Source organism: Lacticaseibacillus suihuaensis (genome assembly GCF_054785075.1).
Map to the genome: position 1 here is coordinate 85815 of NZ_BAAGBJ010000007.1, position 25501 is coordinate 111315.

At 63.4% G+C, this 25501-nt stretch carries 20 protein-coding genes; 13 read left to right on the top strand and 7 right to left on the bottom strand.

Annotated elements, in window-relative coordinates; all coding sequences use genetic code 11:
• Positions 1 to 80: 80 nt before the first annotated feature.
• Complete coding sequence (locus tag ACYVRZ_RS07810) at positions 81 to 1043, bottom strand: Gfo/Idh/MocA family protein (protein ID WP_461226067.1); 963 nt, start codon at positions 1041 to 1043, stop codon at positions 81 to 83.
• 161 nt (positions 1044 to 1204) lie between these two features.
• On the opposite strand from ACYVRZ_RS07810, the gene ACYVRZ_RS07815 reads away from it, so the two are divergent.
• From ACYVRZ_RS07815 to ACYVRZ_RS07855, 9 genes are all read left to right on the top strand, one after another.
• Positions 1205 to 2119, top strand: a complete 915-nt coding sequence (locus ACYVRZ_RS07815; RefSeq protein WP_461226068.1) for a hypothetical protein — start codon at positions 1205 to 1207, stop codon at positions 2117 to 2119.
• A 335-nt stretch (positions 2120 to 2454) separates the two neighbouring features.
• Positions 2455 to 7056 (top strand): SpaA isopeptide-forming pilin-related protein, encoded by a 4602-nt coding sequence (locus tag ACYVRZ_RS07820; RefSeq protein WP_461226069.1) that lies wholly within the window; start codon positions 2455 to 2457, stop codon positions 7054 to 7056.
• 19 nt (positions 7057 to 7075) lie between these two features.
• Positions 7076 to 8122, top strand: a complete 1047-nt coding sequence (locus tag ACYVRZ_RS07825) for a DUF916 and DUF3324 domain-containing protein (RefSeq protein WP_461226070.1) — start codon at positions 7076 to 7078, stop codon at positions 8120 to 8122.
• On the top strand, positions 8119 to 9258 hold the full coding sequence (locus tag ACYVRZ_RS07830; protein ID WP_461226071.1) for a WxL protein peptidoglycan domain-containing protein: 1140 nt from the start codon (positions 8119 to 8121) through the stop codon (positions 9256 to 9258). The genes ACYVRZ_RS07825 and ACYVRZ_RS07830 overlap by 4 nt, the downstream gene beginning before the upstream one ends.
• A gap of 83 nt (positions 9259 to 9341) precedes the next feature.
• Positions 9342 to 9497: a hypothetical protein gene (locus ACYVRZ_RS07835; RefSeq protein ID WP_461226072.1), complete on the top strand. Its 156-nt coding sequence runs from the start codon at positions 9342 to 9344 to the stop codon at positions 9495 to 9497.
• Positions 9498 to 9607: 110 nt separating this feature from the next.
• Complete coding sequence (locus ACYVRZ_RS07840) at positions 9608 to 10489, top strand: WxL domain-containing protein (protein ID WP_461226073.1); 882 nt, start codon at positions 9608 to 9610, stop codon at positions 10487 to 10489.
• A gap of 384 nt (positions 10490 to 10873) precedes the next feature.
• Complete coding sequence (locus ACYVRZ_RS07845; protein WP_461226074.1) at positions 10874 to 12382, top strand: helix-turn-helix domain-containing protein; 1509 nt, start codon at positions 10874 to 10876, stop codon at positions 12380 to 12382.
• A 101-nt stretch (positions 12383 to 12483) separates the two neighbouring features.
• Complete coding sequence (gene pyk / locus ACYVRZ_RS07850; protein WP_461226075.1) at positions 12484 to 13914, top strand: pyruvate kinase; 1431 nt, start codon at positions 12484 to 12486, stop codon at positions 13912 to 13914.
• Positions 13915 to 14106: 192 nt separating this feature from the next.
• Positions 14107 to 15267: an NCS2 family permease gene (locus ACYVRZ_RS07855; RefSeq protein WP_461226076.1), complete on the top strand. Its 1161-nt coding sequence runs from the start codon at positions 14107 to 14109 to the stop codon at positions 15265 to 15267.
• 754 nt (positions 15268 to 16021) lie between these two features.
• Here ACYVRZ_RS07855 and ACYVRZ_RS07860 read toward each other — a convergent pair.
• The 5 genes from ACYVRZ_RS07860 to ACYVRZ_RS07880 all read right to left on the bottom strand — a co-directional run bounded on the left by ACYVRZ_RS07860 (position 16022) and on the right by ACYVRZ_RS07880 (position 20754).
• A complete protein-coding gene (locus ACYVRZ_RS07860) occupies positions 16022 to 16633 on the bottom strand; it encodes a hypothetical protein (protein WP_461226077.1) in 612 nt (203 codons plus the stop codon).
• Positions 16634 to 16660: 27 nt separating this feature from the next.
• On the bottom strand, positions 16661 to 17488 hold the full coding sequence (locus ACYVRZ_RS07865; protein WP_262315277.1) for a carbohydrate ABC transporter permease: 828 nt from the start codon (positions 17486 to 17488) through the stop codon (positions 16661 to 16663).
• On the bottom strand, positions 17488 to 18372 hold the full coding sequence (locus tag ACYVRZ_RS07870; protein ID WP_262315276.1) for a carbohydrate ABC transporter permease: 885 nt from the start codon (positions 18370 to 18372) through the stop codon (positions 17488 to 17490). The genes ACYVRZ_RS07865 and ACYVRZ_RS07870 overlap by 1 nt, the downstream gene beginning before the upstream one ends.
• A gap of 66 nt (positions 18373 to 18438) precedes the next feature.
• Entirely contained in the window at positions 18439 to 19746 is a 1308-nt protein-coding gene (locus ACYVRZ_RS07875; RefSeq protein WP_461226078.1) for an ABC transporter substrate-binding protein, read from the bottom strand.
• Between the two features lie 75 nt (positions 19747 to 19821).
• On the bottom strand, positions 19822 to 20754 hold the full coding sequence (locus ACYVRZ_RS07880; protein ID WP_461226079.1) for a glycoside hydrolase family 113: 933 nt from the start codon (positions 20752 to 20754) through the stop codon (positions 19822 to 19824).
• Positions 20755 to 20897: 143 nt separating this feature from the next.
• Between ACYVRZ_RS07880 and ACYVRZ_RS07885 the strand changes: the two genes are divergently transcribed.
• The 4 genes from ACYVRZ_RS07885 (at position 20898) to ACYVRZ_RS07900 (ending at position 25005) form a co-directional block, all read left to right on the top strand.
• Complete coding sequence (locus ACYVRZ_RS07885; RefSeq protein ID WP_461226080.1) at positions 20898 to 21866, top strand: acetylxylan esterase; 969 nt, start codon at positions 20898 to 20900, stop codon at positions 21864 to 21866.
• An 88-nt stretch (positions 21867 to 21954) separates the two neighbouring features.
• On the top strand, positions 21955 to 22674 hold the full coding sequence (locus tag ACYVRZ_RS07890) for a GntR family transcriptional regulator (protein WP_461226081.1): 720 nt from the start codon (positions 21955 to 21957) through the stop codon (positions 22672 to 22674).
• 21 nt (positions 22675 to 22695) lie between these two features.
• Entirely contained in the window at positions 22696 to 24093 is a 1398-nt protein-coding gene (locus ACYVRZ_RS07895) for a glycoside hydrolase family 1 protein (RefSeq protein ID WP_461226082.1), read from the top strand.
• Between the two features lie 282 nt (positions 24094 to 24375).
• Positions 24376 to 25005 carry a hypothetical protein gene (locus ACYVRZ_RS07900; RefSeq protein WP_461226083.1) on the top strand — a complete coding sequence of 210 codons (630 nt, stop codon included), beginning with the start codon at positions 24376 to 24378 and terminating at the stop codon, positions 25003 to 25005.
• 81 nt (positions 25006 to 25086) lie between these two features.
• On the opposite strand, the gene ACYVRZ_RS07905 is transcribed toward ACYVRZ_RS07900, so the two are convergent.
• Entirely contained in the window at positions 25087 to 25227 is a 141-nt protein-coding gene (locus ACYVRZ_RS07905; RefSeq protein ID WP_461226084.1) for a hypothetical protein, read from the bottom strand.
• Positions 25228 to 25501 lie beyond the last annotated feature (274 nt).

The window sequence follows — 25501 nt, forward strand, 5'->3', positions numbered from 1 at the left end:
CGGCAGTGACCTGCGCTTCTCGCGCAGACCACTGCCGTTTTTCTATTGCCGAAACTGTTGCCGTCGCGTTCGGTGACCGGTCAGGCCTCGGCCGGGTAGCGCAGCCCCCAGGCCTTCCGGGCGGCGGTCATGATGGCCATCGTATCGACCGTCCAAGCCAAGGTCGGGTTCTCACCGGTGGCGACGGCGTGTTGCATGTCCTGGACCTCGTAGGCCATGGCCAGCTTGGCATCGCCGGCCTGAATCACCTCGGGCTCGCCGGCCAGCGGGTAGTAGGTCGCGGAATCCGTGCGGTTGGCGTCGTTGAACAGGAAGTAGCCGTTCTCGTAGGTCGCAATCGCGCGGTTGGGCAGCCGCGCCAGCAGCGTCGCGTGAAAGCTGGCCTGCTCGCGGTTAGCGTTGTTCAGCAGGAACGACTCGTCCAGGTCGACGCCGGTGGCACTCATTTCCACCTGCGACGCGGTGAGCTCGGGGGTGGCGGTCATCAAGGCACGAATCAGGCTCAGCGGGTAGATGCCCATGTCCAAAAGCGCCCCGCCGGCCAGCTTGGGGTCGTAGAAGCGGCCGTACATGTCGACCGGCACCCGCTCGCCAATCGAGGCCTGGATCGCCTTGAGCCGGCCGACGTGATGGGCCTCGCGAAACGCGGCCAGCGCCGGGTACAGCGGCAGGTGGTAGGTGGTCTGCGCCTCCATCAAAATCAGGTGGCGGGAGGCGGCCAGGGCGATCAGCTCGGCCAGCTGGGTTGCGTTGAGCGTGATCGCTTTTTCCGCCAGCACGTGCTTGCCGGCGGTCAGCGCCGTTTTGATGTCCGGGTAGTGGAAGTTGTGGGTGTTGGCGACGTAGATGACGTCGATCGCCGGGTCGTCGCACATCGCGGCGAGGCTGGCGTAGGCGTGGGGGATGCCGTACTCGGCGGCGAAGGCCCGGGCCCGGGCCGGGTCGTGGCCGGTGGCGACGCCCCAGACGTTGGCCTTGGCGGTGGTGACGAACTGCCGGGCGATGCCGCCCAGCCCGATGATGCCCCAATTGAGTGTGGTCATTGAGATTACCTTCTTTGCAAGAATCTGAATTCCATTATACCCGTTTTGACAGCGGTGCCAAGTTGGCGGCGGCCGGCCGCGGCCGCGGCGCGTGAGCCACGCGATGGCGATTGACAAGCCGCCGGTCGCCCCGTAACGTTAAGGCGAATGGAGGGGAGACAATGGAAATCAAAATCGGTCCGGCCGTGCGGCAGATTCGCCAAAAGCGCGGCTACCCGGCCAAGTGGATGTACACCGGCCTGATGTCGCGGTCCAACTACGCGCGGTTCGAGGACGGCGGCATCGACACCGCCTCGACTAACTTGTACGAGCTGACCAAGCGCCTGAACATCTCGCTGCCGGAATGGGCGATGCTTTACAACGGACTCAACGGCCGCGACGCCGGCAAGCTGACCGCCAAAGTCAACAGCCTGCTCAACGCCGGCTGGGTGGCGCAAGACCCCGCGCCGCTGCACCAGGCGGCGGCGCTGTGCCGGGAGCTGTTCGCCAAGTACGGCTACCCCAACGAGCGGCTGAGCGGCCTGGTCGCCGACGCCTTGGCGATCTACCTGGAAAACGGCAAGGACATCGCGCAGCCCAACGCGGCCTCGGCCGAGCTGGTCGCCTACCTCGACGCGATGGACACCTGGTTCGCCAACGACGTCGCGCTTTTGCACAACATCCTGCAGATCTTAGACATCAAGACGCTGCTGCGGATGGTGACCCGCTACCTCTACACGGTGCAAAACAACACGTGGCTGGGACAGGGCAGCACCAGCATTCCCGCCCAGCAGGAGCTGTTGCAGCAGAGCTTTGCCACGGTGATTGCGGCCCAAGACGCGGCGGCCTTCACCCAGCTGTTGGCCCAGTTCAACGCGATGCCGATGTCCGAACGCTACGTCTTTCCGGCCCTGATGCGGCAGGTCTACAATGCCTACGCGGCGTATCACCGCACCGGTGCGGCCGCGGCGCTGGCGCCGGTGGCGGCCGTCCAAACGGTGGTCGCCGGTGCCGGCACCCCGGACAACGAAGACGAGGTCAAGCGTCAGGTCGCGGCGCTTGACGCCTGGTTCGGGCGGCCGCCTGCGGGTCAGTGACGCAACGCTGGCAAAACTTGACCTTCGGTGCCTATTCCAAGAACGTTTTTCAAAAAAACGGTTGCCGAATGGCGGCCGGCCGGCGAACGGCGGTCGCCCAACGCGGTCAGCTTGGCGCCGGTGCAAAAATTCGAATTTGTGATTAAAATAACCCCCTGATTCCAAAAACCTGAGCGGCGGGACGGCGCGAACCGGCATTGACCCACCGGAATTGGTTGTTCACGTGAACTGTCCGTGATTAAATGGCGATGAAGCCGGGGGACTTTTTGTGGGACATCGTACGATGATCTCACCTTTTTGCGTCTCTCAAAAACTGTCAGGAGGAGGCCGTTGGCATGTCCAGGCTAAACACAATTGGAATCAAAGCGCTGCGTCTGCTCGGCCTCGCCTTAATTGTGGTGGGGACCCTGATTCCCATCAGCGGCATCTGGGCGCAACCCGCGGTTGGCGAAACCACCGCCGACCGCCTGACGCTGACCGCCAAAGCCGGCGGCGACCAGTTCACCGCGGGGCAGCCCAAGGCGCTGACCTTGACCAACAAGCTCAGCCCCGCAGACGCGGCCCAGGTGACCCTGCCGGCCGGCGTGACGCTGGACTGGGCGGCTACCAAGCGGCTGTGGCCAGGCACCGGCACCGCCGATGCCCAGACTCAGACGATCACGGCGGCAGGGCGGCAGTTGGCCGTCACCACCGACGAACGCAATCGCACCGTGGTCACGCTGAGCCGGGTGGCAGAGAACACGGCGAGTGCGACCGCGGCCACCGGTGACGCGGCTGCTGCGACCGCGTCCAGCACGGCCGTCGCGGCCGCGACCGCACCGGCGGCCGTGAGCGGCGATTTTGCCATCACCATCACCGGCGCAACCAGCCGCGTGACCCTGACGCCGGTGCTGACCAGCAGCCAAGTGGCTGGCACCCCGCTGACCTTGACCAGCGCTGCGGCCAGTGCGGTGACGCCGGCCAGCCGGGCCGCCGCCGTCGCGGCCGTGACCCAACCGGCCCTGCGGCAGGTGCAGGCACCCAACCGGGCCCCTGCGCCGGCCCCGGCGCCGACTGCCGCGACCAAGTTCGCCATCGACCAAGGGGGGCAGACCATCTACGGAGACAACGAAACCTCGCTGGCCTTCACCCTGATCAACACCACCTACCCAAGCCAGCCGGTCACGCTCAAGCTGGGCCAGTTCAAGCTGGATTTGACGTTTTTGGCCACGCGGTGGCAGGACTACTACGGTGCCGGCCGTGTGAGCTTGTCCGCGGATGGCACGACGCTGACTAACCGCACCGGCGCCAGCGTCAAGCTGACCACGGACCGCAGCGGCCAGCAGATTTTGACCGTCACCGTGAACCAAAGCGGCGATTACGAAGGCTACGTGCCGCTGGCCATCAACTCGGTGGCCAACCCACCGGCCACTTACAGCATTTTGCCGACCCTGGCCGACGGCACGGCGGCGGATGCCACCGCGACCTGGACCCACGTCGGCGGGGCGGTGGGGACGCTTGAAAGCGACACCTACCTGACCAAGGATCCGGCCAACGAAGACGCCGAGTGGTGGTACGGCGATGCGGTGATGGCGGCCCCCGAGGCTTACGCGGTCGGCGGCCGCCTGTACCTGGCGTTTTACTACGCCGGCATCGGCGGGGCCAACGGCGACGTGCATCTGCAGCTGTCGCCCGGGCTGACCCTCGACCTGGCCGCCTTCGCCAACCTCAAAGTCAAAGATTACAACAACAACACCTACACCTTCACCGACGCCCAGCTGACCACCACCGGCAGCGTCCAGACGCTGACCGGGAATTTCCAGATCAGCTACCGCGGCGGGGCGGCTGACCCAATTCCGGCGACGCTCACCTACAACAAGGACACCAACCTGCTGAGCATCGCGATGCCGACGCAGGGAGAGCTGCGTTTTTACCTGCCGATTCAGGTCGGCGCCGGTGCCGGCAAGAACGGCTACAAGCTGCACCTGTACGACATCAAGGACGGCGATTACCTGATCAACGACACCTGGACCTTCACGCCGACCGGTGACATCACCGCGCCGACCGAGGCCCTGAAGCTCCACAAGGTGGCGGCGACCGACGAGACGCTGGGCCTGGCCGGGGCCAAGTTTGCCGTGAGCGACGTCACCGACCCAACCAGCCCCCAGGCGCTGAGCCTGCCGGCGACGGATGCGGCCGGCCTGGCCAACGTGCCGATCACGGCCAGCGGTCTGCGAACCCTGAGCCTGAAGGAAACCACGGCGCCAAGCGGCTACGCACTCAACCCCAACACCTACGAGGTGCAGTGGTCGGCGGTTCTCGGGGCCGCCGGGGTGCGGCTGGCCGGTGATGCCGACTGGGACAGTGTGACCAGCGACGGCGCTTTGAGCATCACCAACCGGACGCTGATTTTCCGCGACAGCCAGCCGGGACTGAAGATTCAAAAAGTCGCGGCCGAAGACGAGACCAAGCCGCTGGCCGGGGCCACCTTCAGCGTGGCCGACACGACGACTACCGCGACCGCGGCCGCCACCACGCCGGCGACGGATGACGCTGGGATGACCAGCAGCGCGGCCACCGGCAGCGGCACCCGGACGCTGACCGTCAGCGAAACCAAGGCGCCGCAGGGCTACGCGGCCAATCCGACCAGCTACGAGGTGCAGTGGTCGGCCGCCACCGGCGCCACGCAGGTTCGTTCGGTCGGCGGCAGCTGGGGCACCACCTCAGCCGACGGCGCGGTGAGCGTGAAAAACCAGGTGCTGGTGGTTCGCGACCGCAAGCTGGCCGTGACGATTCGCAAGGTGGCTGTGACCGATGCCAGCCAAACCCTGGCCGGGGCCACCTTCACCGTCGGGAACACCGACGACACCGGCAATTCCACGCAGACGGCGGCGACCACCGCAGACGGGGTGACCAGCACTACGGTCACCGGTCAAGGCGATCGCGTCCTGACGCTGCGCGAGGCAACGGCGCCGACCGGTTACGCGGCGAATGCGACTAGCTACGAGGTGCAGTGGTCGCAGTCAACCGGCGTCACCGCGGTTCGCGAGGCCGGTGACAGCGCCTGGGCCGACACCACGCAAGACGGCGTGGTGAGCGTCGTGGATCACGTCTTGGTCTTTCGCGACCGCCGCTTGGCGCTGACGATTCACAAAATCGCCGAAGATCCCGAGGTCACCAAGTACCCGATTCTGCACCCGGCCGACCCGACGTTGCCGATCGGCGATGGCACGACGGGCCAGACCGGATCGGCGAGAACCGCGGCCGCACTGGCGAGAACCGCAATGCCGGCAACCGCAACCGGCCCGGCCGCCGCCTTGACTGGCGCAACCGGGCTGACCGCAACCGAACTGACCGCAACCGGACTGAACGCGGCTGACTTCACGGCCGCCGGGGTTACCGCAACCACACTGGCTGCGCCCTCAATCGCCGCCGGCGTGACCGGTGAGCCGGCCACTTCGACCAGCGCGGCCGAGGCACCGGCCTTGGCCGGGGCGACCTTCAGCATCACCAACACGACGGCCGACACCATGAGCCCGGCCGTGACCACCGCGGCCACCGGGACCGACGGGCTGACCAGCACCACCGTCACCGGCGACGCCAATCGCACCATGGTGTTGACCGAGGTCACGGCACCGAGTGGCTACGCCTTGAACCCGAACAGCTACTTGGTGCAGTGGTCCAGCACCGCCGGGGCCGTTTTGGTTAGCGGCACCGATGGCATCTGGGGGACCACCTCAAGCGACGGCGTGGTCAGCGTCAACGCCGATCACACCCTGACCTTCCGCGACAGCCAGCTGCTCGTGACGGTGCAAAAAACTGACGCGGCGGATGCCACCAAGGTACTGCCCGGTGCGGTCTTCACGCTGGGCAACGCGACGGCCGATCAGGCGCCTTTGACCCTGCCGACTACCGATGCCGACGGGCTGGCCGGCAGCACGGTCAGCGGTTCAGGCGACCGCATCCTGACGCTGCGCGAGCAGACGGCGCCGCAGGATTACCTGCTCAACACCGCCGACTACGAGCTGCAGTGGTCGGCCACCCAAGGCGTGACGGCAGTTCGCCTGGCCGACGATTCGGACTGGGGGACCGCCTCAAGCGACGGGGTGCTGCAGCTGGGGGCGGATGGCCACCTGCTTTTCGCCGACCGGGCCAAACCCAAGACCGGCACCATCACCGTGCAGGACCTGGACCGCGCCACCGGGGCGGTCATGCGAACCCAGACGTTCAGTGGCCCGATCGACGCGCCGCTGAGTGCGGCCGCCACCGGCGCGAACCTGCCCGGCCAACACACCGGGCTAACGCTGTGGGGGTCAACGATGGATCCGACCTTGGCCACGGCGCTTGACCCTTACGACGCCGCCAATCCGCCGGATCCGCACTTCGCCGCCGCCGCCCAGACGCTGACTTATGTCTTTGACCTGCCGTTCTTCGAGCTCAACCCGGATCCCACCATCGAGTTTGGGACCTTCGCCCCGGATCAGACGGACGCGAACTACCAGCTGGGGACGCATGCGGCGACCACCGGTCAGCCGCTGCCCTTCGGGGTCAGCGTGATCGACCGCACCGGTGTGGCCGGCTGGGCCGTCAGCGTTCAAGAGGACGGGCAGTTTCAAAACGGCGACCACGAACTGACGGACGCGACCTTGTGGTTCAAGAACCTGAACGTTCAGGCCGCCGGCAGCGAAGGCGGCGGCAACAGCGCCTACACCTTCACCACGACCGCCGCGTTCACCCTGACGCCGACGACCGCGCCGCAAACCATTGTGCAGGCCCAGCTGACGCCCGAGGCCGCGGCCGCCGCGACCACCGCGCCGACCACCCGGGCGTGGCGCCTGAACTTCGGCGACGCCGCCAGCGGCGGTGAAAGCGTCGGCCTGCACGTGCCGGCCACTACCGCGCGTCACCTGGGGCGCTACCACACCACGGTGACGTGGACGGCTTCGAGCCTACCATAGAAAGAAAGGACCGATGGGATTGAAACACAGATTAGCCTTCGCGGCGGTTGCGCTGCTTAGCGCCTGGACCGCCTGGGCCACCGTCACCACCAAGGTCAGCGCCGCCAGCGGCGCCGGGACCAACGATTACGAGGTGCAACCGGTGCTGCCGGAGTCCCAGGTCAACATGGCGGAGAACTTCTACGACCTGAAGCTGGCGCCGGGGCAGACCCAGACGATTCAGCTGCGGATCCAAAACTTCACCAGCAAGACGATCAAGGTCAAAAGCGGGTTGGGCAACGCGGTGACGCAAACCGGCGGCGGCATCGTTTTTGAAGGCGCCGCGGCCAAGCCCGACGTCAGCCTGAAGCACCCGTTCACGACCCTGGCCACGCAACCGCACGGCCAAGCCACCGTGACGCTGGGCCCCAGGCGAGCCAAGACGCTGTCGGTGACCATCACCATGCCCCAAAAGGCTTACGCCGGCATGATCTACGGTGACTGGCACTTCAGCGAGGCGATTGGCAACAAGGCCAAGGCGCGTAACGCGGTCGGCGCCAAGTACGCCTACTCCGTCGGGGTGCTGCTGCGCGGCACCGACTTTCGCCAAACCTTCCCGAAGCTGCGCTACAAGAACACCGAGCCGTTCTTGGCCAACCGCCACCCGGCGATGGGCATCAACATCCAAAACACCGCCGCCATGGCGATGCGGCAGGTGAGCATCCTCGCCAAGGTCTCTTTGGTCGGCAGCCACGACATCACGCGGGTTTACAGCAAAACCGGCGTGATGATCGCGCCGAGCTCCACCTTGAAAATTCCGATTTCCTGGAACTACAACACGATGAAGCCCGGCACCTACAAGGTCTCGGTCGTGATCAAGGGCCAAAACTACGGCAATCGCTTCCCGATGACGCTGAAGTTCAACCGCCAGTTTCGCGTCGCGGCCAAAAAGGCGGCGGCAATCAACGAAAAGGCGGTCAAAAAGCCCAAGAACAAATGGGTGCCGGTCGCTTACGCCACCGGGGCCTTGTGGCTGGTCGCACTCGGCAGCCTAATCTGGATGCTGGCGGTGCGGCCACGGACATGAGGTGGCCGCAGTCGGCCACGCGCATGATGCGGCGCCGCTCGACCGCGAACATGAAGCGGCGTCGGTCGGCCACGAACGAGAGGCGGCGTCGTTTTGCCCCGGACACGAGGCGGCGCCGTTTCGCCCCGGGCCGGCGGTCGCTGGTCACGCTCAGGCGGTGGCTGACCGCACTGGTGGCGGCCGGCCTCGCGGCGGTTGCGCTGGCGGTGGGGCCTCGCGCCACCCCGGTTCGCGCCGCCAGCTTCATGGTGCGGCCGGTGATTCCGACGGACAACCGCGTTCCCGCAAGCGCCGGCTACTTCGACCTGCGGCTTCGCGAAGGCACCGAGCGACAAGTGGCGGTCATGCTGGCCAACACCGCCAAAACCCCGCAGCTGATTCACGTGGCGCTGCTGGACGCGGTGACCGCGGCGCAAGGGGTGGTCGCCTACGTGCCGGCCGAACAGCGCGATGCGCTGCTGACCAAGCCGGGCAGCCGGCTGGTCCGCTACCCGACCACCGTGCGGCTGGCGGCGCATGAGACCCGCCAGGTGGTGTTCACCGTGCCGGCGCAGTCGGCGCTGTTCACCGGCACCAAGGCGATGGCGATCCAGCTCACCGGCCCGGCGGCCTCGGGCCAAGGCGCGGTGGCCAGCCGCGTTCGCTACCGCATCGGCTGGTTGCTGAGCGGCCGGCCGCTTGCGGCCGGCCTGCACCTCGGCCTGGGGTCGCCGGTCTCCCAGACCCCGCGGCACCTGCGCTTGCGGCTGGTCAACCGGCGGCCGCAGTTCATCCGGCGCCTGAGCGTCAAGGCGACGCTGACGGCGGCCAACCGCCTGACTGTGCCGCTGAGCCAGGTGACGCGGGGGATGAAGGTCGCCCCGCAAAGCGCTTTTGCCTACACGCTGGGCTTGGGCGGTCGCAGGCTGCCGCAAGGAGTCTACGCCTTGACCCTGCGGCTGAGCGGCTCGGCCGGCCCCCAGCGGCTGCGGCGTTACCTGCGCGTCGGGGCCGATGGGCGCGTCGCCTGGACCACCCGCACCGCCTACCTGAAGGCCCAGGCGCTGACCTTGACGCTGGCGCTTGCGGCGCTGGCCGTGATTCTTGCGACGGTCGGGCTGCTGCACTGGTGCCGGCGGCCCCGGCGAGCGCGTTAGGCCGGCTGGCTCAGCACTGAACTGCGGTTCAGCGCCGAGCCGGCCGTGCCTAGCCGAACTTTGTACCCAAAAGGAGGAGTGGCATGAAATTCTTGATCAATCGCTTCGGTTTCAAGCGGGTTTGCTGGGCCGTGGTCGGACTGACGGTCGTGATGACCCTGGCGTTCGGCTTCAGCCTGTACAAAACCGTGAAGACGTATCAGGAATTGAACTCATGGGTGTCTTACACCCTGAATTAGCCTGACCAGTGTTCGTTTTGACTCACTTTGTTTATGCCGCGCAAGCCTCAGCGGGGGATAAAAAAATTAACTTTGATTTTGCACATCACGAATATGGAGGAAGATCACTTATGAAACTGACCAAAATTGCATCGCTCGCCTTGGCAAGCGCCACGGTATTAGGGACCCTTGCGCTGGTTGCCCCGGTTGCGACCAACGCCGCCACCCAGGAAGGCAACGCCACCGCCAACAACGGCATCGCGCTGCCACAAACCGACCAGACCACGGCCGGCATCTCCTTTGGCGAGCCGAACCCGAACGGCAACACCGGCTACCTGCGGCTCCAGAAGGTCCCAGAAATTCTGGACTTTGGTAACCACGAAACCTTCAACACCAGCTACCCGACCTTCACGGCGGATGGCAAAAACAGCTACAACGACACCAACAACCGCTACCCGAACTACAAGTCCGGCGACACCAACATGACCGCCATCCTGAACACCCAAGACGCCAAGCTCCAAGACGTCAACGGCAAGGCTTGGGTCACGGTTGTCGATAAGCAAGACACCCGCACCAACGCCGACGCCATCAACACCGCCAGCAACGGGACCTGGCAGCTGTCCGTGAAGGCGGATGGCCCACTGCAAAAGGTCAACGAGCTCGGCGAAGCCGCCGGCAGCACCACCGACGCACTGCTGTCCTTCGCCAACACCGCTTACGGACGCACCACTGCTGTCTACGACCTGACCGCCGAGTCCCAAGATGACGGCTACACGCCGGCTGCCGCGACGGAAACCGACGTGTCGACCATCACCAAGGACTTCAACGTCAACGTGAACACCAATTCCACGGCCGTTCAGGTCGCTTCCGCCGCTGACGGCGAAGGGACCGGTGCGAACGTCTTTGGCTGGGACAAGTCCGACATCAAGCTGACGCTGCCAAGCACCTTCACGGCAGAAAACGCGATCTACGAGACGACGTTGACCTGGACCTTGGCAACCGGGATTAACTAATGGCTGACTTTTCCATCGAGTGAAGTGCGTGTGTGAGCGTTCCGGTGTCGCCTGAGGTACGACGCCTGTTCCACGAAAAACGGCTTGGGGAAGCCGTTTTTTTTGTGCTCAGAGCGGCGCCGAGCGGTTGGCCGGACGGGTCGCGGCGGGTTGGACACTGGTCCCGGGCCTGGCCCAGTGTCTTGGCCGGGCTAACCGGGCCGGCGCCGGGTGGCTCGAACATCCTGAGGAAAAACCGCCCGAGAAGGCGCCGGGTCAGCCGCCGTGCCGACTTCCAGGGGCGTTTTCGACGCTGAATTTTGAAAAATGGCGCGAATATGCGCCGTTTGGGCCGCGGCCTTGGCCGTGCCGGTAAGCTGGGGGAAGAAACACGGAGGAGATGCCATGATGGAAGACGACCTGTTCCTGAAAAAAAGCGCCCGGGATAAGCTGGCGTTGTTTGAGGCGATCCAGCGCGACAGCCGGGCGGCGCTTTCGCCAGCGGTGCGGCTGCACCACGCGCAGCCGGTGGTCGGCGAGGTCAACCTGCGCCGCATCGCCACGTTGATGGACCGCAACTACGGCACCTTGTACTACGTGTTCACCCACCTGAACCAGGACCTGGCGCCGCTGGCTCAAGACCGCCGCCACCTGTACGACGTCGCGCCGGGGGTGCTGCGAGCCCAGCTGGTGCAGCAAAGCGTGCCTTACCGCTTCTTGCTGGCGGTGTTGGCCCAAACGCCGGGGAGCTTCGATCGCTTCGTCGCCACGGTCGGCGTGTCACGCGCCACCTGCCTGCGCTACCTGCGGCCGCTGCGAGCGTTGGCCGGGGAGCTCGGGGTGCGGGTGGTTTACGAGAAAATGGCGCTGCGCGGCAGCGAGCTGGCCCAGCGCCTGTTTCTCACCTGCGGCCTGTGGCTGGCCACCAAGGGCCAGTGGTGGCCGCTGACCACCCTGGACCGCGAGGCGGCGCTGGGTCAGGTGACCGGGGTGTGTGGCGCCTTTGGCCTGAGCCTGGGCAACCCGGTGCTGCGCGAGCTGTTCGCCTACTTGCTGACCGTCAGCCTGACGCGCCTGGGCCAGCACCAGGCGCTTGAGGCGGTACCCAACGCCTTGAGCTACCCGGTGCCCAATTTGTTTGAAGGCCGGCTGGCGGCCTGGGCCCCGGCTAAGCAGGCGGCGCAGTTCGCCGAAAGCGCGGCCCTTTACCAGCTCTTTGCCATGCTCAGCGGTGCCTTTGCCACCGATGAGGCCGCGGTGGCCAAGGCGCTGGCGACCGGTGAGCGCTACGGGGGCCGCCTGTATGCGACGGTCGAACGGTTCTGGACGCTGCTGCCGCCGCCGGTGCTGGACCAGACCCAGCTGCCGGCGGCGCGTCAAGACGCGCTGCGGCTGAACCTGCTGGCCGCCGCCATGGGGGTGGTGCTGTTCGGCCGCGACCTGTCCGGGCCCTTGGCGCGGCACCTGGCGCCGCGGCTGGTCGCCCCACCCGAGGCCGATGTCCTCGCGCTGGTTCGCCAGACCCTGGCGGCCGCGCTGTACGACCAGCCCTTGCCCGGCCTCAATCAGGCGGCGCTGACGCAGGCCTTCGCCGCCTTGCTGAGCCAGTACAGGCGCCAGGTGCAGCCGCGGCGGCGGGTCCAGGTGGCGCTGATGCTGGAGCCGATCACCTTGGGCTACGTCGATTTGGTCGGGTTTTTGACGCAGGTGCCGTTCGTCACGGTGGTTCGCGACCAGTACGCCACCGCCGACCTAGTCGTGGCGGCGACCGCCGTGCCGCTGCCGCCGGCCAGTGCCGACGTGCCGCCGGTGTTCGCCTGGCCGCAAGCGGCGACCAGCGCCGTGTTCGGCGAGCTCTACGCCGTTTTGCACACCCTGTACACCGCGAAGCTCGCACCGGCCGCAACCAAATGAGGGGATTCACAGAACTTATTGAAAATGCTGCCAAAAATCTTTAAAATTGAGAGGTGATGCGAAATGCGCATCGACTGTCAACATTATGGAGGAATACATTTATGCGTAAGACGAAGATCGTCTCCACCCTGGGCCCTGCGTCCAACGACCTGAAGACGATTAAGGCGCTGATCGGCGCCGGGGCTAACATTTTCCGCTTCAACTTCTCTCATGGTGACCACGAAGAGCAGCTCGGCCGCATGAACTTGGTCAAGCAGGCGATGAAGGAAACCGGCGTGAAGGTCGGCCTGATGCTCGACACCAAGGGCGCCGAGATCCGCACGACCGCCACGACCGACGGCGGCAAGGTGAGCTACGAGAAGGGCGACAAGATCACCCTGACCATGAACACCGGTGCTTTGAGCAAGAAGGGTGCCGTTGACATTACATACGGCGGCCTGTACGACGACGTCAACGTCGGCCACCACGTGCTGTTCGACGATGGCCTGCTCGACACCGTCATCATCGAAAAGGACGAGGCCAACCGCGCCTTGATCCTCGAAGTGCAAAACCCGGCCATCCTGGGCTCCAAGAAGGGTGTCAACTCCCCAGGCGTTTCCCTGCAACTCAAGGGCATCACCGACAAGGATAAAGACGACATCCGCTTCGGCGTCAAGCAGGGCATCAACTTCATCGCCGCATCCTTCGTGCGTAAGACCTCCGATGTTCAGGAGATCCGCGACGTGCTGGCCGAAGTCGGTGGCGAAGACGTCCTCGTGATCCCAAAGATCGAATCCCAAGAAGGTATCGACAACTCCGATGCCATCCTTGAGATGTCCGACGGTATCATGGTGGCCCGTGGCGACATGGGTATCGAGATTCCTTACGAAGAAGTGCCTGCCGTTGAGCAGATGCTGATTCACAAGTGCAACCTCGCCGGCAAGCCGGTGATCACCGCGACGCAGATGCTCGACTCCATGCAGGAGAACCCACGCCCGACCCGTGCCGAAGTGACCGACGTGGCCTTCGCCGTTTTGCAGGGCACCGATGCCACCATGCTGTCCGGCGAATCCGCCAACGGGGACTACCCGGTCGAATCCGTCCACACCATGGCCGTGATCGACGAACGCGCCGACAAGATGCTGCCGAAGCACTCCCCAGTTCTTGAGGAACTGAAGACCTCCGGCTCCATCACCACGACGACCGCGATCGCCGCCGTGACCGCCGCAGAACGCGTCTCCGCCAAGGCCATCATCGCCTTGACTGCCAGCGGCTACACCGCGCGTCAGATCTCCCGTCTGAAGCCGGAAGCCCCAATCCTGGCCGTGACCTACGACGAACGCACCGCCTCCAGCCTGCTGGTGTCTTGGAACGTGACGCCGCTGGTTGTCAACAAGGGCGCCGAATTCGAAGCCCTGGTTGCCCAGGCGGAAGAGAAACTGGTTGCCGACGGTCAGCTGGCGAAGGGTGACGTGGTGGTCATCGTGGCCGGCTTGCCCTTGTACGAACCAGGTTCCACCAACAATGTTATGGTCCGTCGCATCGCCGACTAAGTTCCTGGCGCTTGCGCGACTGCACTGAAAACCTCGCTGCCGCTTCTGCGGTGGCGGGGTTTTTGCTTGCAGAGGCGAACAATCTTCGGAAAAATCGCCGGCCACAGGTTCATCTTTACACAACGTTCGAAATATTATAAGATAAAGACTGCGTTGTAAAAATATAGTTCGTGTTTTGGAGGCAATTCACACATGAAAGAGAAGCTGCTGGCCTACTTCGAGATTCGGGAGCTCAACACGACCGTTCGCCGGGAAATCCTGGCGGGGTTCACCACGTTCATCTCGATGGCCTACATTCTGTTCGTCAATCCATCCGTACTGGGCGCTTCGGGGATGGATAAAGGCGCGGTGTTCACCGCAACCGCCCTGGCCTCGGCCCTTGGGTGCATGCTGATGGGAATCCTCGCGAAGTACCCGATTGCCACCGCCCCGGCGCTTGGCATCAACGCCTTTTTCGCCTACTCGGTCTGCATCGGCATGAAGATTCCGTGGCAAACCGCGCTGGCCGGCGTGTTCGTCGCCGCCTTGATCTTCATCGTCATCACGATTTTCAAGCTGCGGGAGATGATCATCGACGCGATTCCCGCCGACCTGAAGTACGCGATTTCCGGCGGCATCGGGCTGTTCATCGCCTTTCTCGGCCTCAGTGATGGCGGCCTGATCGTCGCCAACAAGTCGACCTTGGTCGGCCTCGGGTCGCTGAGCGTCGGCACCACCTGGCTGACCGTGTTCGGGCTGATCGTCACCGCCGTTTTGATGGTGAAAAAGGTGCCGGGGGGCATTTTCATCGGTATGGTCCTGACCACGATTCTCGGCCTGGCCACCGGCCTGATCCACGCCCCAAGCGCCATCGTGTCCGGGGCGCCGTCCTTGGCGCCGACCTTCCTGGTGGCCGTCAAACACGTCGGCGACATCAACTCGCTGCAGCTGGTGGTCGTCGTCTTGACCTTCCTGCTCGTCACCTTCTTTGACACCGCCGGCACCCTGGTCGGCCTGGCCAACCAGGCCGGCTTCATGAAGGACAACAAGATGCCGCGGGTCGGCAAGGCCTTGGCCTCCGACTCCACCGCCATGCTCGCCGGCTCGCTTTTGGGCACCAGCCCGGTCGGCGCCTTCGTGGAAAGCTCCGCCGGCATCGCGGTCGGCGGCCGCAGCGGCCTGACCGCCGTGGTCACCGGGGCCTTCTTCCTGCTCGGGATGCCTTTGACTTACAGCATCTCCGACGGCATCGCGCTTGGGTTCATCTTCTACCCGATCACGATGATCGCTGCCAAGCGCGGCAAGGAGGTCTCGCCGATCATGTACGGCTTGTTCTTCGTCTTCATCGGGTTCATGTGGATATTGAATATGTAGAGGGCGGAGCAAGGCGCTTAGCCGGACGGGTAGCGTCAGGCTGGACATTGAGCCGGGCTTTGGCTCAGTGCCCGGCCTTAGCTAGCCGCTCCGGCGATGCCTTGCGGAGCCCGTTTAGAGCGTGACCCGAGGCGGGTTTAGCAGGCCGCGTCGCACAGGCGCTTGCTCGTTGCTTGCCCACCAAACCAAGACCGGCGGCTGCCCCATTGTTTCGGGGCGGTCGCCGGTCTTGCGTTGATTGAATTCTTTGTCGGCTCTATTGAAGTTATGTTATTTATTTACACTAAATTTACCTAACATTTACAATCCTGTAATGGTAATTCCGGCCAGACGGTGTTATTCTATCCCCGTAGAATTCGACAGCGCCTCTCGGTCGCACGGCCGACGCGCAGCTCAAGGCAGTCTACGGTGACTATCATTCTCATCTGATGAACGTCGACCTATGTCGACCACGTCCGCGGCGTGAGCGTCTAGCGCTGGAGAAATTCGCGCAAAAGAAAACAGCTCTGGTTTGACTCCAATGATCCGCAACTGCCGGCTCCACCACAGTGCGTCCCATCAACTGAATCGGTTCTACCATTTTGGCGGGGGCAGTCTGCCCTGCCGGCGGGGCGGTTCATCAATTCAATATCAATCGGGGTACTGCGGGGCGACCCGCGGTACCCTTTGTGTCCCGTAAACACCATTTTCCCGCTCAAAAAGCCTCGCGTTGGCAGACGCGAGGCTTTTTGGCTTGGCTGATAAGGCTGGCAATCTAGGGCTTGGCAACCAGCGGCGCGTGGCCACCGGCGGTGCGGGTCAAAAGGGCCTTGGTGAGCCAGAGGTAGGCGCCTGGGGCCAGCAGCACGGCCACCAAGGGGTTGAGGTAGCCGAGAATGGTGCAACCGGTCAGGCACAGCGCGAGGCTCAGGGTGGTGCCGGGGTGGTGGATCAAAAGCGCCAGGGCGGCGAACGCCGGGGATTCGGCCGCGTCCGGTTGAATCGAACCAAAGGCGAGTGCCGCCAGGAAGGTGCTGCCCACCAGCACCAGCGCGAGCAAGGCGACCACGGCGAGCTGCCAAACCGCGCTGTGCGGGGCCTGAGCCAGCCGCCGCACGGCCACCAGCAGGCCGCCGATGGCCAGCGTGAAGGCGAAGGACCAGCCAGCACCTTGCAGCGGTGATCGCCGTGCTTGCGGCGCGGCCGTGGCCACCGCGTCGTGCGGTTGCACAGGCGGCTGCAGGGCGTCATACCCCGCAGTCATGGCCGCCAGCCAGCCGTAGACCAGGCCGTGGCGAATCAGCTGCCACCAAAAGCGCAGCGATTGCGGCACCAGGCGGTAAAACGCCGTGACGGCGCGGATGAGTTTGCTGGGTTGGGTGGACATGGCGACCTCCAATCACGGCGGCAGGGGTTACTTGACCGAGCCTGCGACGCCGTTGTAGATGTATTTTTGAAGCGTGAGGAACACAATCAGAATCGGCAGGATCACGATGATGACCCCGGCCAGGATGACCGGCCAGTTGGTGCCGTAAGGGCCCTTGAAGGCGAACAGGGCGGTCGAAATCACCTTGAGGTTGGGATCTGGCATGTACAGGAACGGGTTGTAAAAGTCGTTGTAGATCTGAACCCCGGAAATAATCAGGATGGTGACCATCGGTGCCTTCAGGTTGGGCAGGATGATTTTGTAGAAAATCTGGAAGTAGTTGGCCCCGTCCAGGTAGGCGGATTCGTCCAACGACACCGGAATGCCGTCGAGAAACTGCAGGAAGATGTAGATGGAGATCACGTCGGTGCCGAGGTTCAGCACGATGACCGACCAGATCTTGTTGAACAGGCCCATCGCGTTGATGATCTGGAAGGTCGCGACCTGGCTGGTGATGGCCGGAATCAGCATCGCGACCATGAACAGCGCCATGATCGGCTTTTTGAGCTTGAAGTTGAAGCGGTTGATGGCAAAGGCGAACGCGGAGCCCAAAAGCAGCTTGCCGACCATGCTGATGGCGAAGATCAGGAAGGTGTTTTTGAACCCGGTCAGCATCTGGCCGTTGACGAACGCCGTCTTGTAGTTGCTGAAGTCGAGGTGCTTGGGCAAGGACAAGACGCCGGTCGACAGGAACTCGGTGTTGGACTTGAAGGAGCCCAGGAACACCACGAGAATCGGCACGATGGCGACCACGGCGCCGATGACCAGCAGCAGGTACTTGAAGAACGTCCCAATGGTGAAGTGATGTGCATGCATTAGCGACTCGCCTTCTCTCTGGTAAAGATTCGCTGAAGCACGGTGACGACGACCACGATCAAGAGCAAGATGATCGCCATGGCCGAGGCCAGCCCGAGCTTGTTGTACTTGAACGCGGTGTCGATGGTCTGAATGACGAAGGTGTTGGTGCCGTTAGAGCCGCTGGTCATGATGTACGGAATGTCGAAGACCGACAGCGACCCGGAGACGCCGAGGATGATGTTCAGGAACACAATTTCTTTGATGCTCGGCAAAATGATGAAGCGAAACTGGTTCCAGCGGTTGGCCCCGTCCATCTCGGCGGCCTCGTAGACCTCGGGGTTGACCGACTGGATCGCCCCCAGGAAGATCAGGAAGTTGAAGCCGGTGTAGCGCCAAATCGAGGTGAAGGCCAAGGAGATGTTGTTGATCGAGCGGTCACCCAGCCACAGGTGGATCTGGCTCTTGAGCCCGATGAAGCTCAGCAGGGTGTCAAGCGTCCCGTGCTGCTTGTAGAAGTACAGGAAGATGAAGCCGATCGCCACGCCGTTGAGCAGGTACGGGAAGAACAAGACGCCCTTCCAGAAGTTGGCGAACTTCACCTTGAAGGACAGGATCGTGGCGAACAGCAGGGCGAACCCCAGCTGAAAGAACGTCGCGACGAAGTAGTACAGGCTGGTGCGAAAGACGGAGAAGTACGTGGGATCGGTGAAAATCGTCTTGTAATTGGCCAGGCCGACGAACTTGCTGTCGGGCGAGAAGCCGTCCCAGTTGGTCAGGCTGTACTGAACCATTTTGACCAAGGGGTAGTAGGAGAACACCAGCAAAAGCGCGACGGGAATGATCGTGAACAAGACGATAATCAGGCGCTTTTGGGTGCGGTAGTCGAACCTTATCGCTTTCAATTGGAAACACACCTTTCTGAAATAAGATGCGGGGTCGTGATGGGCACGACCCCGCAAAAGGCGCCTTTATTGGGCGTTGACGGTCTTGATCGCGTTGGCCCACTTGCCGTTCAGGTCCTTCATGATCGTCGCGAAGCTCTCGTTGGTGTTGCCGATGGCCGCCTCGATGATGCGCTGCTTGGTCTTGTCGGTGGTGTCCAGACCGATTTCGGAGGCGTCGTCGATTTCGGAGAACAGGGATTCCTTGCCCTTCGGTGCCGCCGCGGTTTCAAGCAGGGTGACGCCGGAGTCCTTCAGCCCCTGCAGGGAAGCCGGGTACTTGGCACCCTTGACCGTCGGCAGGCCGCCGTTGTCGATCGCGTAATCGGAGTCGTTGACCAGCCAGTTGATCAGCTTCCGCGCCGCGTCCTTGTGCTTGCTGTGAACGTTGATCGCGTAGTTGTAGTCGGCGCCGACGGAGATGTATTGCTTGCCGTCTTCGGCCGTGGCCGGGAAGGTCTGGAAGGTGATGTTGTCGGCGTTATCCTTGTTGGCGTCTTGGATTTGTGGCACGGCCCAAGAGCCCAGGACCATCACGCCGATCTTGTTGTTGGCCATGTCGACCTTGGATTGCTCCCAATCGGAGGTCGTCGGGTCGCTTTCAATCAGCTTGTCCTTGGCCACCTTGTACAGCGTGTCGTAGATGGTGTACATGACCTTGCCCTTGTTGAACGGGGCCTTGTCGGTCATCATCTTGTTGGTGATGGCCGGATCGCCGACGACGCCCGGCCGGGTGAAGTCCCAGTTGGCCAGCGTCCAGCCGGCGGCGTAGTTGGTGTACAGCGGGATGACGTCCGGGTTCTTGGCCTTGATGGTCTTCAGCGCCTTGATGAAGGCCGCCGGGGTCTTCGGGAAGGTCTTGATGCCGGCGTCTTTGAACACCTTCATGTTCACGACCATGCCTGAGGCGTTCAGCTGCGACGGAATGCCGTAGGAGGTGCCGTTGTAGGACTTGTTGGTCAGGCCCAGGTACTTCTTTTCGAGCGTCTTTTGCTTGCCCAGCGGCGCAACGAAGTGGGCGAAGTCCTTGGGCTTGATGGTGTCCGGCAGCATGAAGACGTCGCCGTACTGGTCGGAGTTCATGCGGGTCTTCATCTGGCCGGCGTAATCGGTGATGGTTTCGATCTTGACTTTGATGTTCGGGTACTTTTTGTTGAAGTCCTTCATGTAGGCCTTCCACTTGCCGTTGCCGGCCCAGTCGGTCTTGTGGTTGATGAAGGTGATGGTCTGCGTCTTGGACTTGGTAGCGCCGCTGTCCTTGCTCCCGCCACACGCGGTCAGACCGAGTAGCAGGGCGGCAGACAGGCCAGCCATTAATGCAAGTTGCTTCTTCATGATGTTTCCCCCTCAAAATTTTGAAATCGCTTCCGGAACGAATGATAGCACGGCGTCAAAATAATGTATAGTCTTTTATTTTGAATGTGCGAAATTTTCCAACACTACCGCCTCGGCCGGCTTGCCGTAAAGCGCGTAGTCGTCGTTGGTCGCCGCCTGAGCCACGGGGTACAGGTCGGCCTTCCAGTCCCACAGCCCGACGCCGGCAACCCAAGGCGCCTGGCGCAGCGCCGCGAACATCGCGCGGTACCAGGCGGCCTGCTCGTCTAGGGCCAAGGCACCGCGGCGGGTCCAGTCGTTGGGCAAAAGCGCGGCACCGCGCCGCGCCGGGCAGCCGGCCTCGCAAAAGAAGAACGGCTTGCCGAAGCGCTCAACGACCGCCTGGATGCGCGGTAGCTGCGTCGACCAGGCGTCGATCGGGTAGTAGCCGGAGCTTGAGATTACGTCGACGGCGTCCCACCAAGATACGGCGTCCTCTTGATACTTGTCGCAGTTGTAGGTGAGCTTACCGTGGTAAAGCCGCCGCAGCTGGGCGATCAAGGCTCGCCACTCGCCGGCGCGGCGGTCGGCGTTGACCAGCTCGCAGCCGATCACCAGCATCGACGCGTGGCACTGCTCGGCCAGTTCGGCGTAGTGTGTCATGAAGGCCGTGTAGGCGGTGAACCACTGGCCCCACGTGGGTTCGCAAGGCGCGTCGTGGTCGAAGAAGTTGATGTGGGCTCGCCACACGCCGTCCTCCAGATTGACCATCGGCTTCAAGATCACGGCCATGCCCATTGCCTGGGCGGCCGCGGCGGTGGCCAGCACCTCGGCGTCGCGCAAAACGGCGGGTGATTGCCAGTCGATGCGCGGCGTGAAGGCATCGGGCTGGGTGACGGTGACGGCCAGAATCACCGTGTTGGCGCCGGTGCGTTCGTGTAGCAGCCGCAGCGATTGCTGGGCTCGAAGCGTCGACCAGTCGCCGCGCTGGCCGGTGTAGCCGTAAGTGACCGCATTAATTGGGTTCATCGCGATTCTCCTTTGACATGCGTCTGCAAAAGTATATACTTATTTTCGAGATGGCAGCAACAGTATGCAACACCCAGGCAATTTTGTAAACAGGATGCGCAAAAAAGGCGGCGAGGTCACTTCGCCGCCGGGGAGGCAACAGCATGATCGATATTTCCGAGTGGCGCGACCACTACTTCGGCACCGGCGAGAAGCCGGCCGACTTCGATGCGTTTTGGGCCCAGGGGCTGGCGGAGATGAACGCACAACCCAAGGACTTCACGGTTGAGCCCGTCGCGATTCCATCAAGGGTCGCGCAGGCCTTTGACCTGTGGTTCACAGGCGTCGGCCAGGCCAGGGTTCACTGCCAGTTAATTCTGCCCAAGCCCTACGACCCGACCGTCAAGCACCCGGGCATGGTGATGTTTCACGGTTACCACTGCGATTCCGGGGACTACCAGGACAAGTTCGGCTGGGCGGCCGAGGGCTTCGTCTGCCTGGCGCTTGACGCCCGGGGCCAAGGCGGCCTGTCGCAAGACGTCACCCGCACCAGCGGGGATGTGATGAAGGGCTTGATCATTCGCGGCATGGAGGAAGGCCCGGCCAACCTCTACTACCGCAGCGTTTTTCTCGATACCGCCCAGGCGGCCCGGCTTTTGATGGCCTACCCCGGCGTCGACGCGACGCGCTGCTTTGCGGTCGGGGCCTCGCAAGGCGGCGGGTTGGCCATCGCCTGTGCCAGCCTGGTGCCCGAGATCTACCGCGTTCAGGTCAGCTACCCCTTCCTGTCCGACTACCGCAAGGCCTACCGGATGGGGGCCCAGACCTCGGCGTTCGAGGAAATCGCCTACTGGTTCCAGTTCCGCGACCCGCTGCATAAGCGCGAAAGCGAGATTTTCGACACCCTGGATTACATCGACATCCACTTCCTGGCGCCGCGCATTCGCGCCGAGGTCTACTGGTCGATGGGGTTGCAGGACACGGTGGTGCCGCCGCAGACCCAGTTTGCGGCCTTCAACAACATCCAAAGCCCCAAGCACCTGGTGGTGTTGCCGGAGTACGGGCACGAGTACCTGCCCAAGGTGAGCGACGAACTGCGCGGATTTTTCATTGATTCAGACGACGAACAATAAGTTGTCAACGGATGTCCAATTACCTGACTATGCGGGAAAATGATGTGTATAATCGGGAGTATTATGGAAGTTGCAAGGAGGCCTCGACATGCCGCAAATCCCAAAGTATGAACAGATTGCCGACCGCATTCGCACCCGAATCGAGTCCGGCGAATACGCCGCCAACGCCATGATTCCCGATCAGGTGACGCTGGCCGCGGAATTCAACGTCAGCCGCATGACGATCAAAAAGGCGCTGGACGGCCTGGCCCAAGACGGCCTGATCTACACCCGCCGCGGCGATGGCACCTACGTGATGGGCGACATCGAGCTGAAGCTGGAGTCCAACGCCCCGGCCAAGGAACACATGGGCCTGACCGCCACGATGGGCCCAGACCACGTGACCAGCAAGGTGATTCGCTTCAACATCATGTTCCCGACCGAGACGCTTCGCACCCACCTGCGCCTCGGCAAGAACGAGCCGGTGTTCGAGATCTTGCGGCTGCGCGAGGTCGACGGGGCCCCTTACGTGCTGGAGCACACGTTCATGCCGCAGAAGCTGATGCCGAACCTGACCGAAGAGGTGCTGAACGGCTCGATCTACGGCTACCTCAAAAACGACTTGGGCCTGGTCTTGAGCGGTGCCTTTCGCAAGATTCACGCGGTGTTTGCCGACAAGCTGGACGTGCAATACCTCGACTGCAAGCCCAACGACCCGGTGCTTGAAGTCGAGCAGGTCGCCTGGCTGGCCGATGGCATCCCGTTTGAATACTCCTTTTCCCGCAACCGCTACGATGCGCGGAGCTACGATGTGATGGACGTCAGTTGACCACTGAGAAAGTGGGAGACTATGACAAATTACCAATTTCCAAGCGATTTTTGGTGGGGCGGGGCAACCTCTGGCCCCCAAAGCGAGGGCCGGTTCGATAAGGCGCATCGCAACTTGTTCGACTACTGGTACGATCACGACCCGGCGGCCTTTTACCAGCAGGTCGGGCCCAACACGGCGTCGGATTTTTACCACACCTACGACGCCGACCTGGCGCTGATGAAAGACATCGGCCTGAACAGCCTGCGAACCTCCATTCAGTGGAGCCGGCTGATCAAGGACTTCGAGACCGGCGCCGTCGATCCCGCCGGCGTCGTGTATTACAACCGCGTGATCGACGCCTGCTTAGCCGCCGGAATCACGCCGGTGCTCAACTTGCACCACTTCGACCTGCCGGTGGCCTTGTACCAGCGGTACGGCGGCTGGACCTCGCGGCACGTGGTCGACTTGTACGTCAAGTTCGCCAAGGCCTGCTTTGCGGCCTTCGGCGACCGGGTGAAAAACTGGTTTACCTTCAACGAGCCGCAGGTGATCCTCGACGGCGAGTACCTGTACCGGTTCCACTACCCGCTTGAGGTCGATGGGCAAAAGGCGGTGCAGGCGGCCTACAACATCAGCCTGGCCAGCGCCTGTGCCATCGCGGCCTACCGCGCGATGCCGCAGTCGCAAGGCGGCCGCATCGGCATCATCTTGAACCTGACGCCGGCCTACGCGGCAAGCGAGGACCCGGCCGACCAGGAGGCGGCGGCCAAGGCCGATCTGTGGACCACCCGCCTGTTCCTGGACCCGGCCGTGTTGGGTCACCATCCGCAGGCGGTGAGCGACTGGCTGGCCGCAGACGGGGTGCTGTGGTCGCACACGGCGGCAGACGACGCGGTGATTGCGGCCAACCCGATTGACATGCTGGGGGTCAATTACTACCACCCGTTTCGCGTTCAGCGGCCGGCGATTTCGCCGACCAGCCTGATGCCTTGGATGCCCAACAACTACTTCGCCGAGTACCAAAAACCCGGCCGCGTGATGAACGTCGACAAGGGCTGGGAAATCTACCCGGACGCGTTGCGCGACATCGCGACGCGGTTGAAAGACGACTACGGCAACCTGCCGTGGTACGTGTCGGAGAACGGCATGGGCGTGTCCGGCGAGTCACGGTTCGCGGATGCGACCGGGGTCATTCAAGACGACTACCGCATTAACTTCATGACCGCTCACCTCAAGGTCCTTCACCAGGCGATCGCGGCCGGGGCGAACTGCTTTGGCTACCACGTCTGGACGCCTTTTGACTGCTGGTCTTGGGCCAACGCCTACCGCAACCGCTACGGCCTGATTGCGGTGGACATCCGCACCCAAAAGCGAACGGTCAAGGCCTCGGGTCGCTGGTTCGCCCAGCTGGCGACCAATCACGGCTTCGAGGGCTAACTTCAAAACGACGCATCACGCGGATTGGCGTGGTGCGTCGTTTTGGTGTCGGCGCGGTCGCGGTGGCCGGGTTTGCGGCCGGTCCGAACCGCTTCACGGCGGCGGCCGGGCAGTTCGCGTCGGTGAGGCCGCGGTGGCGGTCGGACCGGCCGTGTTGCCGGTCCCGCGTTGCCGCCCGTTCCGGTGTCGCCGCTTGGTCCCGCGTCTGGTCCGGCCTCGGGCCTGCGACGGATTGGCAGCGTCGCAATTCGTGGTACACTGTATCGCGTGGGAGGGATAACGATGAGACACTGGGTGGTCTTGATTCTGATTGGTCTGGCGGTGGCCTTGGGCGGCTGCGCGAACGCACAGGCCTGCACCAGCAAGAAGGCGGCGCTGCATGCCGCCGCCAAGCAGCTCCAAGCGCGGCACAAGCAGGCGTTTCGCCTAGTCAAAGGCAGCAAGGTCGCCTACGTCAGCGGCAGCCGTGGGCGGCTGCAGGCCGTTTTCGCCCCGGTCGCCGCGCCGGGCCGCCATACGCGCGTCACGCTGAAAAACGGCGGCGGCTTCAGCGACGATTACGACAAGTACCACGTGCTGCCGGCCTTTCGCCGCGAAATGCGCCAGCGACTGGCGAAGCTGCCGGCAGCCAGTGGTGCCACGTTCGACCTGGCCGGCCAGACCGCGCTGACGCTGCCGGCCTCCATCAACCTGGACGATTACCTGGATACGGTGCGGCCCCAGCCGGTGGTCACGCTGCACACGACCCGCGGCGCGGCGCCGGTGGCGGCGGTTTACCGCAAGCTCTGCGGCCGCCTGGCCAACTTCCGCCTGCAGGTGGAGGCCAACCACCACCGCCGGCTGACCGTCACGCACTCGCCGAAGGACCGGCGCTGGCTGAGCACGGCGGAGATCGCGGCGCAGCTGAACTAGCCGTGGCGATCTTGCGCCGCGATTGAACAACAAAATGGCTCGCCTCCTGTCACCGACAAAAGGCGAGCCATTTTGATTGGGCTAGTGGTCCGACCGGCCGCAAATGCGCCACAGTCCAGCCGCAGCGAGGCCCATGGCCAGCAGCGCGTAGGCGTTCTCGATCACGTAGACGGCGACGTAAAACGTGCTCGCCGCGGCGTCCTCGCGGTCCATCGGGTACAACGCCCGGAAGTGGCCCTCTAGCGTAGCCGACGCAGGCGAACGCGGCGATGATGACCAAGAGGACGACACACTGGATGACTTGTTGTTTTTTCATTGGCTGTCCTTTACCATACCCAATTGCCAGCAAGCGCAGGCGCGATTCGTGAGCTTGCGAGCAACCGAATATTACCCCCTTGGTGAAAAATGCAACCCCTTTCATCGGCCGCATCGCCAGGTGATCTGCCAAGCGACGACGTGGTCCGTTGCGACGGCGCTAACACTTCTGTCACCCCCG

Coding starts and splice junctions, on each gene's coding strand:
- ACYVRZ_RS07810 (WP_461226067.1), bottom strand. CDS start 1,043: ATGACCACACTCAATTGGGGCATCATCGGGCTGGGCGGCATCGCCCGG.
- ACYVRZ_RS07815 (WP_461226068.1), top strand. CDS start 1,205: ATGGAAATCAAAATCGGTCCGGCCGTGCGGCAGATTCGCCAAAAGCGC.
- ACYVRZ_RS07820 (WP_461226069.1), top strand. CDS start 2,455: ATGTCCAGGCTAAACACAATTGGAATCAAAGCGCTGCGTCTGCTCGGC.
- ACYVRZ_RS07830 (WP_461226071.1), top strand. CDS start 8,119: ATGAGGTGGCCGCAGTCGGCCACGCGCATGATGCGGCGCCGCTCGACC.
- ACYVRZ_RS07835 (WP_461226072.1), top strand. CDS start 9,342: ATGAAATTCTTGATCAATCGCTTCGGTTTCAAGCGGGTTTGCTGGGCC.
- ACYVRZ_RS07840 (WP_461226073.1), top strand. CDS start 9,608: ATGAAACTGACCAAAATTGCATCGCTCGCCTTGGCAAGCGCCACGGTA.
- ACYVRZ_RS07845 (WP_461226074.1), top strand. CDS start 10,874: ATGATGGAAGACGACCTGTTCCTGAAAAAAAGCGCCCGGGATAAGCTG.
- pyk (WP_461226075.1), top strand. CDS start 12,484: ATGCGTAAGACGAAGATCGTCTCCACCCTGGGCCCTGCGTCCAACGAC.
- ACYVRZ_RS07855 (WP_461226076.1), top strand. CDS start 14,107: ATGAAAGAGAAGCTGCTGGCCTACTTCGAGATTCGGGAGCTCAACACG.
- ACYVRZ_RS07860 (WP_461226077.1), bottom strand. CDS start 16,633: ATGTCCACCCAACCCAGCAAACTCATCCGCGCCGTCACGGCGTTTTAC.
- ACYVRZ_RS07865 (WP_262315277.1), bottom strand. CDS start 17,488: ATGCATGCACATCACTTCACCATTGGGACGTTCTTCAAGTACCTGCTG.
- ACYVRZ_RS07875 (WP_461226078.1), bottom strand. CDS start 19,746: ATGAAGAAGCAACTTGCATTAATGGCTGGCCTGTCTGCCGCCCTGCTA.
- ACYVRZ_RS07880 (WP_461226079.1), bottom strand. CDS start 20,754: ATGAACCCAATTAATGCGGTCACTTACGGCTACACCGGCCAGCGCGGC.
- ACYVRZ_RS07885 (WP_461226080.1), top strand. CDS start 20,898: ATGATCGATATTTCCGAGTGGCGCGACCACTACTTCGGCACCGGCGAG.
- ACYVRZ_RS07890 (WP_461226081.1), top strand. CDS start 21,955: ATGCCGCAAATCCCAAAGTATGAACAGATTGCCGACCGCATTCGCACC.
- ACYVRZ_RS07895 (WP_461226082.1), top strand. CDS start 22,696: ATGACAAATTACCAATTTCCAAGCGATTTTTGGTGGGGCGGGGCAACC.
- ACYVRZ_RS07900 (WP_461226083.1), top strand. CDS start 24,376: ATGAGACACTGGGTGGTCTTGATTCTGATTGGTCTGGCGGTGGCCTTG.